Genomic DNA, 17289 nt, shown 5'->3' with positions numbered 1-17289 from the left:
GTTCTGTTTATGCGTAATGAGTTATTTCAGTCGCTCTAATTGTGCAACAAGCTTCTGATGGTTCTGCTCAAAGCCTGTAAGGCGTTGTTTTTCTTGGGCTACAACCTCAGCTGGGGCTCTGGCTACAAAGCTTTCGTTGGTCAGTTTAGCGTTTGCCTTGTTGATCTCGTTGGCCAGACGTTCAATTTCTTTACCTAGGCGGATAAGCTCTGCAGCTACATCCACCTCGATTTTGAGTAAGAGCTTGAGATCGCCAACTAAAGCCATTGGAGCACCTGGCGCCTCTTTTTCAAGAGCAGATTCATCGCTATAGATCTTGACTTCAGAAAGCTTGGCTAATGCCAAGAGGTAAGGAGTGGCCTTTTCCAAGAATGCTTGAGGACCGCTAATCCACAGCGGTACTTTTTGACCCGGAGGAACTTGCATTTCACCGCGTAAGTTTCTGCACGCATCCACAATCGATTTAATCTGAGCGACCCAGGCTTCACTCTTCTCATCGACTTTATCAAGTTGTGCAACTGGATAAGCTTGAAGTGCAATAGTTTGCTTTGCTTGATCCGCGAGAACTTTGCCAGTCTTGGGAGCAACTGTTTGCCAGAGTGTTTCCGTGATAAACGGAATGAGTGGGTGCGCCATGCGTAAGATAGTTTCAAGTACGCGTAATAATGTGCGGCGAGTGGCGCGCTGTTGTGCAGGAGTGCCAGTCTGTAGTTGAACCTTGGCTAGCTCTAGATACCAGTCGCAGTATTCATCCCACACGAATTGATAGATGCTGCTCGCAGTATTGTCAAAGCGATAGTTCTCAAAACCTTTAGCAACATCCGCCTCAGTTTTTTGCAGAATCGATACAATCCATTTGTCTGCTGGAGAGAAATCGAGATAACCATCAGGACCGCACTGGTCATCGCATGGAGCAAAGCCATTCTCTTCAAGGCTTCCAGGGCAATTCATCAACACAAAGCGGGTGGCGTTCCACAGTTTGTTGCAGAAGTTGCGATAGCCTTCGCAGCGCTTTTGATCAAAGTTGATGTTGCGGCCCAAAGAGGCTAGTGAGGCAAAGGTAAAGCGCAAAGCATCTGTACCAAAGGCAGGAATGCCCTCAGGAAATTCTTTCTTGGTTTTCTTACCAATGCTTTCTGCTTGCTTAGGATTCATCAATCCAGTAGTTCTCTTGGCAACGAGCTCTTCTATTTTGATGCCGTCAATTAAATCAATAGGATCCAAAGTATTGCCTTTGGACTTACTCATCTTTTGACCTTCAGCGTCTCTCACCAAGCCATGAACATAGACGGTGTGGAAAGGCACTTGGCCAGTAAAGTGGCAGGTCATCATGACCATCCGAGCAACCCAGAAGAAGATGATGTCAAAACCGGTCACCAATACAGATGAAGGCAAGAAGTGCTCGAGAGCAGGGGTCTTCTCTGGCCAACCAAGGGAGCTAAAGGGAACTAAGGCAGAGCTAAACCAGGTATCGAGCACATCGGGATCACGATTGAGCGCGCCGGTGTAGCCGGCTTTGGCTGCTTGGGCTTTGGCATCTGCTTCTGAGCGTGCCACAAAGATTTGCCCATCATCGCCATACCAGGCAGGGATTTGATGGCCCCACCAGAGTTGACGAGAGATACACCAGTCTTGAATGTTTTCTAACCACTGCGTGTAAGTATTGATCCAGTTTTCTGGAACAAGCTTGATATCGCCTTTGGTAACGGCATCCAAGGCGGCGCCAGCGATAGAAGAGCCTGGTTGATATTGGTTATCAGGACTTGGCTTAGACATTGCCACAAACCACTGATCAGTGAGCATCGGCTCAATAATGGTTTGGGTGCGATCACCGCGGGGCACCATCAACTTATGAGGCTGTACTTTTTCTAATAGTCCAGCAGTTTCAAGATCGGCAACGACTTGTTTGCGTGCCGCAAAACGTTCCAAGCCTTGGTAAACGGCTGGCGCATTCTCATTGATCTTGGCATCTAAAGTGAGAATGTTAATTAAGGGAAGTTGATGACGTTGGCCAACTGCATAGTCATTAAAGTCGTGCGCTGGAGTGACTTTGACAACACTAGTTCCAAAGTTCAAATCAACATAGTCATCGGCAATGATCGGAATTTCACGATTACATAAAGGCAGGTTTACAGACTTGCCAATGAGATGTTTGTAGCGTTCATCTTCAGGGTTCACCATGACTGCAACGTCACCCAGCAAGGTTTCTGGGCGGGTGGTAGCGACTGTGAGGTGTCCTGATCCATCTGTGAGCGGGTAGCGGATATGCCACATTGAGCCATCTTCTTCTTCGCTTACCACTTCAAGATCAGAAACAGCGGTGCCCAAAACAGGATCCCAGTTCACGAGACGCTTACCGCGATAAATCAAACCTTGCTCATGCAGCCGTACAAATACTTCGACAACTGCTTTGGACATTTTGCTGTCCATCGTGAAATATTCTTTAGCCCAATCAATTGATGCACCTAGGCGACGAATTTGACGAGTAATGGTAGAGCCAGAGGTTTCTTTCCACTCCCACACTTTTTCTAGAAACTTCTCTCTGCCTAAATCATGGCGAGAAACTTTTTGTGCATCGAGTTGACGCTCCACCACGATTTGCGTAGCAATACCGGCGTGATCAGTACCCGGTACCCACAAGGTATTTTTTCCGGACATCCGCGCATGACGAATCAAACCGTCCATGATGGTTTGATTGAAAGCGTGACCCATATGGAGGGTGCCGGTGACGTTCGGCGGAGGCAGCTGAATAGAAAAATCACCCTTATCAGCATCCATGCTGGCATCAGCAATCCCTCTACGCTCCCACTCTGGGCCCCAGTAGGCCTCAATCGGGGCAGGTTCGTAGGATTTGGCGAGTTCGTCTACCGAGCTGGTCGCTGGAGAATTAGGGGTATTTGAGGCATTTGGCATAAGAGGCAAATTATAATTGGGACGATGTACTCAGACTTGCTCGCGAACCTCAATCCAGAACAGCGCGAGGCAGTAACCCTCCCGCCCGTCAATGAAAATGGCCAGGCCCAATCCGCCTTGATTTTGGCCGGGGCAGGTAGCGGAAAGACTCGCGTTCTCACCACCCGTATCGCTTGGCTCATCCAAACCGGACAAGTTTCCCCCATTGGGGTCTTGGCGGTGACTTTTACCAATAAGGCTGCCAAAGAGATGATGCTGCGCTTGAGTGCTATGTTGCCTATCAATACTCGAGGCATGTGGATCGGCACTTTCCATGGTCTTTGCAACCGTTTATTGCGAGCTCACCACAAAGAAGCGGGCTGGCCTTCCACTTTTCAGATTCTGGATACGCAGGATCAGCTCTCCGCCATTAAGCGACTTTTGAAAGGCTTAAAGGTCGATGACGAGAAGTATCCTCCTAAGCAACTGCAATACTTTATTGCGCACGCCAAGGAGCGCGGTCAACGTGCCAAAGATTTATCTTTAGGTGATGATTTTCAGGCAAAGATGGCGCAGCTCTATGCCGCCTATGATGAGCAGTGTCAGCGTGAGGGCGTTGTCGACTTTGCTGAGTTGCTATTACGAAGCTATGAGCTCCTGAAACACAGCGAACCCATTCGGACGCATTATCAAGAACGCTTCCGTCATATTTTGATCGATGAGTTCCAAGACACGAATGCCTTGCAATATGCGTGGCTCAAATTATTGTCTGGCCATGATGCAAGCCGCATTAATGTCAGCGGTATGGGTAGTAGCGCAGTGTTTGCGGTTGGCGATGATGATCAAAGTATTTATGCTTTCCGCGGCGCAGACGTTGAGAACATGCGCCTCTATGAAAAGCAATATCATCCAATGATGGTTAAGTTGGAGCAGAACTATCGCTCGCACGGTCATATTCTGGATACAGCAAATCATTTAATTGCGAATAACTCTGAGCGCTTAGGTAAGAACCTGCGCACCGATGCAGGTCATGGAGAGCCAGTGCGTATTTACGATGCGCCCAGTGATCATGCTGAAGCCGCATGGCTTGTTGATGAAATCAAAGCATTGGTCAAAAGCGGCATTAAGCGCACTGAGATTGCCTTGCTTTATCGCAGTAATGCGCAGTCACGCATCATTGAGCACGCTTTATTTTCTGCGGGTATTCCGTATCGGGTTTATGGTGGTTTGCGATTCTTCGAGCGTGCGGAAATTAAACATGCATTGGCTTATTTGCGCTTACTTGAAAATCCCAACGATGACACCTCATTCTCGCGAGTGGTGAATTTTCCGACACGGGGTATTGGCGCAAGATCCATTGAAGCTTTGCAAGATGCCGCAAGAGCTCAGCAGTGCTCGTTGTATTTAGCTGCCTCATCTTTAGAGGGTAAAGCAGGTGCAGCGCTAGGTGGGTTCGTGCGTTTAGTAGATCACATGCGTGAAGCTACTCGTTACAATACTTTGCCTGAAACTGTTGAATTTGTGATTCAGCACAGCGGACTGATACAGCATTATTTAACTGAGCGCGAAGGTCAAGATCGCGTCGAAAACTTACAAGAACTGATTAACGCCGCAACGGCCTTTATTGCAGAAGAGGGTTACGGGCAGGATGCTGCTGCGGCCATGTTGCCTGGTGAAAATTCTCCTGGTGTGGTCGAGGTTTCACCACTAGCCGCGTTCTTATCCCACGCATCCTTAGAGGCGGGCGACAACCAAGCGCAAGCAGGGCAAGATGCTGTGCAGTTGATGACAGTGCACTCTGCTAAAGGCCTGGAATTTACCTCCGTCTTTATTACTGGCTTAGAGGAAGGTCTGTTTCCTCATGAGAATAGTGTGAATGAGCAAAATGGTTTAGAGGAAGAGCGACGCCTAATGTATGTCGCCATTACTCGTGCCAAAGAGCGTCTTTACCTCTCTCACACTCAGTCACGTATGTTGCATGGTCAAGTACGCTACAACATGCCATCCCGTTTCTTGGAAGAGCTTCCTGAAGAATCCCTGAAATGGTTAACGCCTAAAGCAAAGGATGCGCGTTGGGGTGGTAGCGCAAGATCAGGGTCAACTTGGCAAGATGGTTACACCCGTCAGCGTGAGTATGAGTCCAATGACTTCTTTGATTCTGGTAGTGAGAGACCAAGGCCTACGAAGCGAATTGGATCAGCCTCGACTGAAGTCAGAAGAATGGCGGCACCACCTAGAGGGGATTACCCCTTTACGATTGGTCAAAATGTCTTTCATACAAAGTTTGGTGAAGGACGAGTGACTGGCTTAGAGGGTGTTGATGCGGATGCAAGGGCGCAAGTGAACTTTAAGCGTCATGGTGTGAAATGGTTACAGCTCAGTATTGCCAAGTTAGCGGCAATCGACTGAAGTATCTAACTTAGACTGGCAGTACTTCATCCTCAGTAAAGCAGGCTTTCCAAGTCGCAAAGAAAGAGCAGTGCATGATCGTTAATCCCGCCATCGAGATCGGCGCGATCACGAAGGAAGCCGCCTGCCCTATATTCAGCGCATCAAAGGTCATTCCTACTGCGAGGGGAATAGCAATCAAAATGACGCTCCAAATAGCAAGATATAAAAAGAATGCGCCACGATTAGCCCAGCAAGCAAGCGCACTGGAGAAGAGTGCTTGTGCTACCGGCATATCAGCCCAAGCCACCAAGATAGGTGAGAACCACATCAACATTGCCACGGGAATGTAAAGGAGTGCACCAAAAAACAAGACTAAATAGATTTGGCGCAGCGCTTCTGGAGTGATGGCTTTGTCGCTAGTCATCAGCGGCAATAGCAATTCAAAATCCACTACGAGACTGAGCGTAAAGCTGAGTGCCAAAATCAAAGCGGCATATACCAAGCCTAATTGCAATATGCGCTTACGAATGAGGGGGGTGGATTGCAAGGCAACCAAATACACCATTGGACGAATACGTTCTTTTTGAATCGCTTGGCGACAGGCCGTCATAAATCCCACTGATAGAGTAGGCGTCAGTAAAAGTACAGCAAAGACCCCAATCACTGGAATGATGACCGCTAGCTGAGCAGCAAACACATACATAAAGACCAGCATTAAAAAGCCTAAAGGACTTTGCTTAAAGAGCCAGATGCCTTGTCGTATCCAGGTGTAGCCTTCTTTTGCTGCAAGGGTATTGAGTTTCATAATGAGCGACGGCTTAAGAGAATGCGTTCAAAGTGCATGGGGTCATGTGGTGTCAACATTTGGGCATCTCTGGGCAAATGAAAATCCCATAAACGAGAAATCCAGAAGCGTAGCGCTGCAGCACGTAACATTAACGGCCAACTGGCTTGCTCCTCTTTTGTCAGTGGGCGAACAAATTGATAGGCGTGCATTAAGGCATGCAAACGTTCGGGATCTAAGTCTTGTTTGTTCTCCGCAAGGCACCAATCATTTGCTGTCACTGCTAAATCAAAAAGCCATTTATCGGTACCAGCAAAATAAAAATCAAAGAAGCCACCTAGACGATCATTAGCAGTATCGGCTGCACCTTGAGGGTCAAACAAAACATTGTCCCTAAATAAGTCGCAATGACTTGCGCCGTAAGGTAAAGCGGCGTATTGGCTAGAACCAAAAAATTGTTCTTGAGTAGTTAGTTCTGTGCTGAGTAATTCTTTTTGCGCAGGATCTAAGTGAGGCAAAACGAGTGGAACTGTTTTTTGCCACCACGCAAGGCTGCGCAGGTTTTCTTGGGTCTTAGAAAAATCTTTTCCTGCGAGATGCATCTTCGCAAGCATTTCGCCTACCAGCGCGCAATGCTTTGCCTCGGGGGCTAGGCGGGATAGGCCCGGGAGCTTAGTAACAATCGCTGCTGGCTTGCCCTTGAGCGAGAACAAAATCTGTCCTTGCTTGTTTTCAATTGGCTTGGGAACTGGAATGCCTTGGATCGCCAAGTGACGCATCAACTCCAAGTAGTAGGGAAGTTGCTCTGCAGACAAGCGCTCAAAAATAGTGAGAACGAATTCTTGTTTCTTACCATCTAGATTTGTATCTAGAAAGAAATTCGAGTTTTCAATTCCGCCATGGATACCGCGTATTTCTGTGGCTTGACCGATATTAAAGTCACGCGTAATCCATTCGGAGATATCGCTTAATTCGATCGGAGTAAATACAGCCATAAATTACTAAGATACCGTGATGACTAGAAAGGGAGGCTAATGCTGGGCACGCTTAGCAGATCAGTTTCTCTCGGTACGCCAGGCATCACTGAAGTGGGTGGCGCCATTTCATAGCTGGTATAGGGCGTCTTGACGTCTACTTGGGTAGGCGCATTCACATCCTTGTATTCGGTAATTTCTGTGCCATTGCTAGCTTTGTATTGATAGCTTGGTTTGCGGGCCTCGGGCGCATTAATTACTCCTGTCCCGCTGACAGATGGTGCTAGGGGTTGGCTATTAATCCGATTGAGCTCTGTAGGACTTAAAGCCTGGCTGTTATTCTGAGCGTGGGTCACGCTAGAACCAAAAAGTCCAAAACAGACTAAAAAGCTCATCAGAGCAAGGTTTTGGCTAAAAAAATGGCCAATTAAGTTAGTAAGAGCATGCATCATTTTTCACCTTTTAAGGCCTACTTTCGGGTGGTTACTTAACCAGTCCTGTAGGCAATTCACAACTAGATTGTACGATTGCGGTATGACTAAACATAGACTCTTGTTGGTAGACGGTTCTAGCTACCTCTATCGTGCCTTCCACGCCATGCCAGACCTGCGAAATGGGGCTGGTGATCCTACCGGCGCCATCTATGGGATGGTCAATATGATGCGTCGGGCACGCTCTGAGATCAAAGCAGACCATATTGCCTGCGTTTTTGATGCCAAGGGGAAGACTTTTCGCGATGAAATGTACTCCGAGTACAAAGCGCATCGCTCACCTATGCCAGAAGACTTGGTGAAGCAAATCGAGCCTATCCATGCGATGGTCAAAGCGATGGGTTGGCCTGTATTAATGGTGTCTGGCGTAGAGGCTGACGATGTGATTGGTACTTTAGCGTGTCAGGCTACTCAAGCAGGCTGGGAAACCATCATCTCAACAGGCGATAAGGATTTGGCGCAATTAGTAAATCCCTCTGTCACTTTGATTAATACGATGACCAATGAAACGCTCGATATCGACGGTGTCATTGGAAAATTTGGTGTGCCCCCTGAACTCATCGTTGACTATTTATCGATCATTGGCGATGCGGTAGATAACGTTCCCGGCGTTCCTAAGGCGGGACCTAAAACAGCAAACAAGTGGTTAGCAGAATTTGGCAATCTCGATAACTTGATGGCAAATGCAGATCAAGTGAAGGGTGTCGTAGGTGAAAATTTACGCGCCTCCTTAGATTGGTTGCCACAAGCGCGCCAACTCATTACCGTTAAAACTGATTGTGATCTCTCCCCGCATTTGCCTGGCTTAGATGACTTGCATGCTAAGTCAGAGAACCCGCAACTTCTGCGAGATTTATTTGAGCGTTATGCATTTAAAACCTGGTTACGCGATGTTGAAAAGCGCCTGGAAAGCATATCAGATAAGACTCCAGAGATAGAGGGCGGATTTGATCTAGCGGGCACACCCATTTCTGAAGAGGTGCTTGAAGAAAAAAAATCCCGCGCGATTGCATCATCACCCACTAAGACTCTTTCACAAGACACTACTGATTTGCAGGATGCTATTGAGCGTCAATATGAGTGTGTAGTTGACGAAGTTGGCTTAGACAAGTGGTTGAAAAAGATTGAGGAATCCTTACTCACTGCAGTGGATACCGAGACAACGAGTCTGGATGCTTTGGCGGCAGAGTTGGTGGGAATTTCTTTATCAGTCAAACCGGGTGAGGCTTGTTATATACCCGTAGCGCACCGTAATGGCGAGACGCAATTGGATCGAGATTACGTTCTGTCACGTATCAAGCCATGGTTAGAAAACGCAAATCGATTAAAGGTTGGGCAGAATCTCAAGTACGACATTCATATTTTTGCAAACTATGGCATCACACTCCAAGGTGTTGCATTTGATACTTTGCTGGAGTCCTATGTGCTCGAGTCTCACATGCCTCACAACATGGATAGCTTGGCCGAGCGGCACCTGGGTGTGAAGACTATTCGTTATGAAGAGGTTTGCGGCAAAGGGGTGCATCAAATTGGTTTTGATCAAGTCGATCTTCAGGTCGCAACAAATTACGCAGCGGAAGATGCCGATATCACCCTGCGCTTACATTTAGAGCTCTGGCCACAAATTCAGGAAAGTCCGGGTTTGCTTTATATCTATGAGCAAGTGGAGATGCCAGCCATGCGTGTCCTCGGGATCATGGAGCGCAATGGCATTCGTATCGACTCAGCTCTATTGGCTAAGCAGGGCCAGCAGGTTGGTAAACGCTTACTTGAGTTGGAGGGTGAAATTCATCAGCTGGCAGGCCAACCCTTCAATATTCAGTCGCCTAAGCAGATTGCAGAGATTCTGTTCGGGCAACTGGAATTACCAGTGATTAAAAAGACCCCATCAGGGGCGCCGTCTACCGATGAAGAGGTGCTGCAGAAATTAGCTGAAGACTATCCTTTGCCGGCACGTATTTTGGATTACCGTAGCTTAGCTAAATTAATGTCTACCTACATTGAGAAACTGCCGCGCATGGCGGATCCTAAGACGGGCCGAGTGCATACGAATTTTTCTCAAGCTACCGCTGTGACTGGACGTCTTGCATCGAGCGATCCCAATTTACAAAATATTCCCGTACGTACTGAAGAGGGCCGTCGTATTCGGGAGGCATTTATTCCTGCTGATGGTTGCAAACTACTATCAGCTGACTATTCGCAAATTGAATTGCGCATCATGGCGCACATTGCTGAGGATGAAAATCTTCTAGAAGCATTTAGAACTGGTAAGGACGTGCACCAGGCAACTGCTGCTGAGATTTTCGGAATTCCCTTAGAAGATGTGAACTCTGAGCAAAGACGTTATGCCAAAGTAATTAACTTTGGATTAATTTATGGCATGAGTGCTTTTGGTTTAGCAGGCAATCTGGGTATTGAGCGCTCTGCAGCGCAAAACTATATTGCCAAGTATTTCGACCGCTATCCAGGGGTTGCACAATACATGGAGCGTACCCGTCTAGAGGCGCGAGAGAATGGTTATGTAGAGACCGTATTTGGCAGGCGCCTCTGGCTTCCAGAGATTAAGGGTTCTAATGGCCCCCGTCGTCAAGGCGCTGAGCGCGCTGCGATTAATGCCCCCATGCAAGGCACTGCAGCCGATTTAATTAAGCTGGCGATGATTGCCAGTCAGAACTGGCTGGAAAAAGAGAAGTTAAAGACTAGGATGTTGTTGCAGGTTCATGATGAATTGGTATTTGACGTGCCATTAGATGAGCTAGAGCTTTTGCAAGCAAAGTTGCCCGATTTGATGTGCAATGTTGCTGCGCTCAAGGTTCCTTTGGTGGTTAGTATCGGTATTGGCGATAATTGGGAAGAAGCACACTAAGGAGGAGACAAGCAATGAATGACAAAACACAAAACAGTAGAAGGGCTTTTATGAAGGCGTCTGCAATCGGTGCAACTGGGCTTGGCATTGGATTTGTAGCGGCATCCGAGCCAGTAATGGCTGCAGCCATTGAAACCGATTTCAAGGGCATTAAAGCGGGTGAACAAATGATCCCCGTCGGAAGCTTTCCTCTGCCGGCTTATGTATCCCGGCCTGAAAAGGCGACAGGTCCACTACCAATCATTATTGTTGTGAGTGAAATTTTTGGTGTACATGAACACATTGCAGATGTCACAAGACGATTTGCAAAGATGGGCTATCTTGCGATCGCTCTAGAATTTTTCACTCGTGCTGGCGATCCCAATGCTTACGGCACTACCGCAGAAATTTTTACACACATTATTTCTAAGACTTCTGATACTCAGGTCATTAATGATTTGCAGGCAGCACTGGTATGGGCTAGCAAAAATGGCGGTGATCTAAAAAGAGTTGGCGTGACTGGCTTCTGTTGGGGTGGTCGCATTACTTGGCTCGCTGCAACCTTGCCGCAGGTGCGCGCTGGGGTAGCTTGGTACGGTCGTTTAATTGGCGATAAAACCGAAGGTAACCCACGTCATCCAGTCGATATTGCCGCTGATCTCAAGGCGCCTGTGTTGGGCTTATATGGTGGCGCTGATACCGGTATCTCCTTGGAAAGTGTTGAGCAAATGCGCACTGCATTGGCGGAAGCGGCCCCTAAAAATCCTGCTGCCAAAGCATCCATGATTGTGGTGTATCCAGATACACCACATGCTTTCCATGCAGACTATCGTGCAAGCTATCGTGAAGGTCCTGCAAAAGATGGTTGGGAAAAGTGCGTAGGCTGGTTTAAGAAATATGGAGTAGCTTAATCCGCATGTCAGTTTTACAAAGCATTCTTTTGGTTACCGCGCTCGCAGGCACTGCCAGCGTATTGGTAGCCGCCAGTTGTTCCTTGGCATTGCTTGCCAAGATGGTGAACAACATGGTGAGTTTGTCGGTGGGTATTTTGTTAGCCACCGCCCTACTGCATTCTTTGCCTGAGGCTTTTAGTATGGAGGGTGCGAGCCCCCAATTACTATTTGCTACTTTGCTTGCTGGGTTGCTGGGATTTTTCTTGCTCGAGAAAATTGCGCTACTACGTCATGATCACCACCACGAGGGAGATGGTCACCACCATCACCATGGGCATGATGCCGAGAATGCTGGCCGGAGTGGTTGGATGATTCTAGTTGGCGATGGGATTCATAACTTTGTGGATGGCATTTTGATTGCGGCTGCTTTTATGGCTGACTATCAAGTGGGGATATTTACTGCGATTGCCATCATTGCCCATGAGATTCCCCAAGAGATTGGCGACTTCATCGTCTTGCTTAATGCGGGCTTCACAAGAACGCGCGCTCTGATCTACAACTTTATATGTGGTTTATCGGCGGTGGTTGGTGGTGTGCTGGCCTACTTCTTCCTAGAGAGAGCGCACGCAGCAATGCCCTATCTTTTAGTCATTGCTTCTAGTAGCTTTATTTATATTGCGGTGAGTGACCTCATACCGCAAATGCACCGTCGCCCACACTGGGCAGAATCCTTGCGTCAAACGGTGTTGATTGCCTGCGGCGTAGGATTTGTCATCCTGCTATCTTTGCTGCACTAAATTCTAAAAATAGATTTACAGTTCAATCGGTCTGCCAGGGTTTGAGCACCACTCGCTCCAGCTACCTGCATAAAGCCGCGAGCCCTTGAGTCCCGCAGTTTCCATGGCCAAGAGATTATGGCAAGCAGTCACACCAGAGCCGCATGAGTGAATGACATCAGACGCTTTAGTAGAGCCGAGTAATTCTAGGAACTCTTTATAGAGTTGCTCCGGCGTCTTAAAAGTAGTAGCTGATAAATTGTCTTTGAAGAAGTGATTGATTTCACCAGGGATGTGACCGCCGATAGGATCGAGTGTTTCATTTTCACCATGAAAGCGATCATTTGATCGGGCATCAATCAACAGATTCTTCTTGGAAGAGATATTGCCCACTACTTCATCTACTAGTACGAGACCGAAATAAGGTATGGGGGCTAGGGGTTGGGGCGCAGGGCTTGGTTTGCGGGGAACGCTGCCCATGGGACCATTCCAGGCATCTAAGCCGCCATCGAGTACGCGCACATTGGCGTGTCCTGTAGCTTTGAGCATCCACCATAAACGACTGGCATACACTGAGCCTTGCTTGTCATAGGCAACCACCAGGGTGTTGGCATGCATGCCAAGACGTGTTTTAGTTTGTGCCCATGCTTCAGGACTTGGTAGTGGATGACGTCCATTGCTACCGGTTTTAGACCCAGATAAATCTTGATCTAGATCTACATATATGGCGCCGAGCATGTGGCTCTCTTCGTAGGCTTGTCTGCCGGCTTTTGGATTGACTAAGTCAAAGCGGCAATCACACAACAACACATTCTCGCCACTATTGATGATTTCTTCTAACTGGTTTGCGGTAATTAGAGGAGTCATGAGGCTTCCTAAGTAGGTGAGTTGGGTAATGCCTTAATTATGCGCCCTGAAAGTTCATGACGCGGCGATACCATTCATGAAAATGTTGCATCCCATCTTCCATAGGGCTTTGATAGGGGCCAACTTCATTGACGCCACGTGCTAGCAATGCAGCGCGTCCAGCATCCATACGCTCTGCAATCTCATCATCTTCTATGCAGGTTTCCATATAGGCGGCACGTTCTGCCTCTACAAATTCACGCTCAAATAGGGCAATTTCCTCGGGGTAATAAAACTCCACGATATTGCGAGTTTTATTGGGCCCAAGTGGGTGCAGCGTAGAGATGCAGAGTACGCCGGGATACCATTCCACCATCACGTTCGGATAGTAGGTTAACCAGATGGCGCCATGTCTTGGAGTCTTGCCTTCATGGTGACGTAAGACTGCTTCATGCCATTTGCGATAAGTAGCTGAACCAGGCGTCTCTAAGTTCTTATGAATACCAACGGTTTGTACGCTATGCCAATCACCAAACTCCCAGCGCAGATCTTCGCAAGAAACAAATTTACCAAGACCCGGATGAAAAGGAACTACGTGGTAGTCCTCGAGATAAACCTCGATGAAGGTTTTCCAGTTGTAATTGCATTCATGCACTTCTACATGGTCAAGCATGTAACCATCAAACTTTAAATCTTCAGCAACACCGAGATTGGCTAAATCACTACGAACATCCCGTGGACCTTCAAATAAAAGTCCTTGCCAGTTTTGCAGAGGAGATTTTCCTAAATTCAGACAAGGCTTATTTTCGAAATGGGGCGCACCCAATAAGTTACCGCCCAAGTCATAAGTCCAGCGGTGCAGTGGGCACACAATATTTTCTGCGATGCCTCGACCATTGAGCATCAGTGCTTGGCGATGACGACAGACGTTGGACAGTAGTTCAACGCCTTGTGGGTTGCGAACCAATAAACGACCTTCATTTTCAGAGGTCAATGTTTGGTAAGACCCAGTTTCTGGAACCATGAGTTCGTGACCGACATAGCCAGGCCCCTGCTTGAAAAGCAGATCAATTTCTCGCTGATACAAGTCAGCGTCAAAATATGCCGAAACCGGCAGTTGTAAATTGGACGGCGCAAGCTGCTGCGCGGTAGCCAGATTAGTCATTCTCCCCACCCCCGAAAACGTCAGCCGAAGCTAAGCGGAATAACCAATCCAACCATCGACGGATCGATATTGGACAGGAAGGGAAGGATTATACCCATTTGGACCCCGTTTGCCTTGGATGGGTAGGGCTAAAATGAGAGAAATATCAAGGAAATCCTATATGCCAGCCAAGAAGTCTGAGAGCCAAAAACCCGGCCTTGAAGTTCAAATCGACCCTGATTTACGTTACGAGCAGGCGGTTAAAGAGCTTGAGAAGTTGATTTCTGACATGGAGTCTGGAAAGTTTTCTTTGGAAGAGACACTTTTGGCCTATCAGCGTGGCGCCGCTTTGCTTAAACATTGCCAAGCTGTCCTTGCTCAAGTAGAACAACAGGTTCGAGTATTTGAGGCTTAATGAGTTCTGCTGATCTCTTTCAGGAGTGGCTTACTTCCCACTCTGAGCGTACTGAGCTTGCATTAGATGCCTTATTGGATTCTGCGCAAACAACCCCGCTACGCTTACATAAAGCAATGCGTTATGCGGCGCAAGGCGGCGGCAAACGTATTCGACCACTGCTGGTTTTTGCTGCAGGGCAATTGGGTGGTGATGACAGCGCTGCCAAACAAATTGCTTTAGATTCGGCAGCAGTAGCAATCGAATGTATTCATGCTTACTCATTAGTGCACGATGACATGCCTTGCATGGATGATGATGATTTACGTCGTGGCCGTCCTACAGTGCATAAAGCCTACGATGACGCTACTGCACTTTTGGTTGGCGATGCTTTGCAAACACGCGCCTTTGAGGTCTTGACAAAGGCACAGTGCGCTGCCGATATGCGTCTTGCGATGATCAGCGCACTTGCCGCTGCATCAGGATCGCGCGGAATGGCAGGCGGTCAAGCAATTGATCTGGAGAGTGTTGGCAAGAAACTGGATTTAGCCGGCCTAAAACAAATGCATGCCATGAAGACTGGTGCACTTCTGTCTTGCGCAGTGCAATTGGGTGGTATTGCTGCTCAACTTGATGCTCAGCAAATGGCCAATCTTCAGAATTATTCTCAAGCGCTAGGTCTGGCATTTCAGATCGTCGATGATGTGTTAGATGCTACGGCTGATAGTCAAACCCTTGGAAAAACAGCAGGGAAGGACGCTATCAACGATAAGCCGACCTATGTGACCTTGATGGGTTTAGACTATGCACAGAAAACGGCTCAAGAGTTGCAAGAAACTGCTATTGCGAGTCTAGAGGGTTTTGGCAGCAAGGCTCAAGCCCTAAAAGATTTGGCCTTTTTGGTTGTGAACCGAGGCAAGTAAGTAAATACTAATTAGATGCAATGACCCTAGATTCCATTAACGCCCCTCAAGACTTAAGAAAACTGACAAGAGAAGAACTGCCTCCTCTAGCGGATGAGTTGCGCCAGTTTATTTTGGATTCGGTTTCTAAAACCGGCGGCCATCTTTCTTCTAATTTGGGTACGGTTGAGTTATCGATCGCTTTGCACTATGTCTTTGATACCCCTGCAGATCGCATTGTCTGGGATGTCGGTCATCAAAGCTACCCACACAAAATATTGACGGGTCGCCGCGAGCGCATGAGTACCTTGCGCCAGTACAAAGGCATCTCCGGATTTCCGCATCGTGCTGAAAGTGAGTTTGATGCTTTTGGTACCGGCCACTCCTCTACCAGCATCTCTGCGGCGATGGGTATGGCCCGAGCATTTCAGACTAAGGGTGAGCGTCATGTAGCCGTTGCTGTCATTGGCGATAGCGCAATGACCGGTGGTATGGCATTTGAGGCAATGAATAACGCAGGGGTCTATGACGACTTACCCCTCGTGGTGATTTTGAATGACAACGATATGTCAATTTCGCCTGCAGTCGGTGCATTGAATCGCCATCTTGCTAGATTGCTCAGCGGCAATATTTATTCAGCTACTAAAAAAGGGATTGATAGCGTTCTCTCGATTGCGCCACCTTTGCGCGAGTTTGCAAAACGCCTCGAAGATCACGCCAAAGGCATGGTCTCACCATCCACCATTTTTCAGGAGTTTGGATTTAATTACTTCGGTCCGATTGATGGTCATGACTTAGATGCCCTCATTCCGATGTTGCAGAACGTACGCCGTTTGGCCTTAGAAGGCCGTGGCCCACAGTTCTTACACGTGGTGACCCGTAAAGGTCAGGGCTATGAATTGGCTGAGGCAGACCCAGTGCTCTATCACGGTCCCAGCAAATTCAATCCTGAAGAGGGTGTTAAAAAACCCGCCGCTTCCAAGAAAACCTTCACTCAAGTCTTTGGCGAGTGGTTATGCGATATGGCTCATGCCGACCCATTATTGGTTGGCATTACCCCAGCAATGCGCGAAGGTTCTGGTCTAGTGGAGTTTGAGAAAAATTTCCCGAAACGTTATTACGATGTCGGTATTGCTGAACAGCACGCAGTCACTTTTGCTGCTGGCATGGCTTGTGAAGGTATGAAGCCAGTAGTGGCGATTTATTCAACCTTCTTGCAGCGCGCCTACGACCAATTGATTCATGACGTAGCGCTACAAGATTTGCCAGTCCTGTTTGCCTTAGATCGCGCAGGTCTCGTTGGCGCCGATGGTGCAACTCATGCAGGCGCTTATGACATTCCTTTCTTGCGCTGCATCCCTAATATGTTGGTACTGACTCCTGCTGATGAAGCCGAGTGTCGCGATTTATTGACAACCGCATTTCATCAGCCACATCCGAGTGCAGTGCGCTACCCACGGGGCGCGGGTGTTGGCACAGTACCTTCTAAAGAATTGCGTACCCTACCGTTAGGTAAGGGCGAGATTCGTCGCAAGTCAAATGCGCATGCTGGTAAGCGAGTCGCAATTTTGGCTTTTGGTACTTTGCTGTATACGGCGCTCGAGGTTGCAGAAGGCATTGATGCCACTGTCGCCAACATGCGTTTTGTGAAGCCTTTGGATGTTGATTTAATTAAATCCTTGGCAGCAGATCATGATTATTTTGTGACGATTGAAGATGGCGCCATTCAAGGTGGTGCAGGTAGTGCCTGTCTAGAGGCGCTCTCCAATCTTGGAATTCATAAACCCCTCTTGCAATTAGGCCTTCCTGATGAATTCATTGAACATGGTGATTACAACTTGCTCATGACCAAGTGCGGACTGGATGTGGAGGGTATCGCCAATTCCATCAAACAACGTTTTCCAGCCCTATTGGCAATAAATTCAGCGCTGGTAGGCAAATAAGCCCGTTTTGCTTG

General features: G+C 47.9%; 13 protein-coding genes. 7 read left to right on the top strand and 6 right to left on the bottom strand.

The genetic code is table 11. The features are described from left to right. Window positions 1–21: 21 nt before the first annotated feature. On the bottom strand, window positions 22–2913 hold the full coding sequence (locus ICN47_RS07920) for a valine--tRNA ligase (RefSeq protein ID WP_216219400.1): 2892 nt from the start codon (window positions 2911–2913) through the stop codon (window positions 22–24). A 24-nt stretch (window positions 2914–2937) separates the two neighbouring features. On the opposite strand from ICN47_RS07920, the gene ICN47_RS07915 reads away from it, so the two are divergent. Then, window positions 2938–5301, top strand: coding sequence for a UvrD-helicase domain-containing protein (locus tag ICN47_RS07915; RefSeq protein WP_216219399.1), 2364 nt, complete (start codon window positions 2938–2940; stop codon window positions 5299–5301). Between the two features lie 10 nt (window positions 5302–5311). Here ICN47_RS07915 and ICN47_RS07910 read toward each other — a convergent pair whose 3' ends face one another. From ICN47_RS07910 to ICN47_RS07900, 3 genes are read right to left on the bottom strand one after another with little or no spacing between them, the layout of a single operon-like run. After that, on the bottom strand, window positions 5312–6088 hold the full coding sequence (locus ICN47_RS07910; RefSeq protein WP_216219398.1) for a BPSS1780 family membrane protein: 777 nt from the start codon (window positions 6086–6088) through the stop codon (window positions 5312–5314). Next, on the bottom strand, window positions 6085–7062 hold the full coding sequence (locus ICN47_RS07905; RefSeq protein WP_216219397.1) for a homoserine kinase: 978 nt from the start codon (window positions 7060–7062) through the stop codon (window positions 6085–6087). Before ICN47_RS07905 ends, ICN47_RS07910 begins: the two co-directional genes overlap by 4 nt. A 23-nt stretch (window positions 7063–7085) precedes the next feature. Further along, window positions 7086–7493, bottom strand: coding sequence for a hypothetical protein (locus ICN47_RS07900; protein WP_255538970.1), 408 nt, complete (start codon window positions 7491–7493; stop codon window positions 7086–7088). A gap of 82 nt (window positions 7494–7575) precedes the next feature. Between ICN47_RS07900 and polA the strand changes: the two genes are divergently transcribed. Genes polA through ICN47_RS07885 form a run of 3 tightly spaced genes read left to right on the top strand, consistent with a single transcriptional unit; the run spans window position 7576 to window position 12067 of the window. Continuing rightward, a complete protein-coding gene (polA, locus tag ICN47_RS07895; protein WP_216219396.1) occupies window positions 7576–10398 on the top strand; it encodes a DNA polymerase I in 2823 nt (940 codons plus the stop codon). Window positions 10399–10412: 14 nt separating this feature from the next. Continuing rightward, window positions 10413–11288 carry a dienelactone hydrolase family protein gene (locus ICN47_RS07890; RefSeq protein ID WP_216219395.1) on the top strand — a complete coding sequence of 292 codons (876 nt, stop codon included), beginning with the start codon at window positions 10413–10415 and terminating at the stop codon, window positions 11286–11288. A 5-nt stretch (window positions 11289–11293) separates the two neighbouring features. Further along, a complete protein-coding gene (locus ICN47_RS07885; RefSeq protein WP_216219394.1) occupies window positions 11294–12067 on the top strand; it encodes a ZIP family metal transporter in 774 nt (257 codons plus the stop codon). Window positions 12068–12082: 15 nt separating this feature from the next. Here the strand turns inward: ICN47_RS07885 and ICN47_RS07880 are convergent, their stop codons facing one another. Together ICN47_RS07880 and ICN47_RS07875 are read right to left on the bottom strand one after the other, a co-directional pair. Then, window positions 12083–12913: a sulfurtransferase gene (locus ICN47_RS07880; protein WP_216219393.1), complete on the bottom strand. Its 831-nt coding sequence runs from the start codon at window positions 12911–12913 to the stop codon at window positions 12083–12085. A 37-nt stretch (window positions 12914–12950) separates the two neighbouring features. Continuing rightward, window positions 12951–14057 (bottom strand): aromatic ring-hydroxylating dioxygenase subunit alpha, encoded by a 1107-nt coding sequence (locus ICN47_RS07875; protein WP_216219392.1) that lies wholly within the window; start codon window positions 14055–14057, stop codon window positions 12951–12953. A 160-nt stretch (window positions 14058–14217) separates the two neighbouring features. On the opposite strand from ICN47_RS07875, the gene xseB reads away from it, so the two are divergent. Genes xseB through dxs form a run of 3 tightly spaced genes read left to right on the top strand, consistent with a single transcriptional unit; the run spans window position 14218 to window position 17275 of the window. Next, window positions 14218–14451, top strand: coding sequence for an exodeoxyribonuclease VII small subunit (gene xseB, locus ICN47_RS07870; RefSeq protein WP_216219391.1), 234 nt, complete (start codon window positions 14218–14220; stop codon window positions 14449–14451). Next, a complete protein-coding gene (locus ICN47_RS07865; RefSeq protein WP_216219390.1) occupies window positions 14451–15353 on the top strand; it encodes a polyprenyl synthetase family protein in 903 nt (300 codons plus the stop codon). Before xseB ends, ICN47_RS07865 begins: the two co-directional genes overlap by 1 nt. 20 nt (window positions 15354–15373) lie before the next feature. Next, on the top strand, window positions 15374–17275 hold the full coding sequence (gene dxs / locus ICN47_RS07860) for a 1-deoxy-D-xylulose-5-phosphate synthase (RefSeq protein WP_216219389.1): 1902 nt from the start codon (window positions 15374–15376) through the stop codon (window positions 17273–17275). Window positions 17276–17289: the final 14 nt, after the last annotated feature.

Source organism: Polynucleobacter sp. AP-Latsch-80-C2, assembly GCF_018882185.1.
Taxonomy (GTDB): Bacteria; Pseudomonadota; Gammaproteobacteria; order Burkholderiales; family Burkholderiaceae; genus Polynucleobacter.
This window is presented reverse-complemented; position numbering and strand designations above follow the sequence as displayed.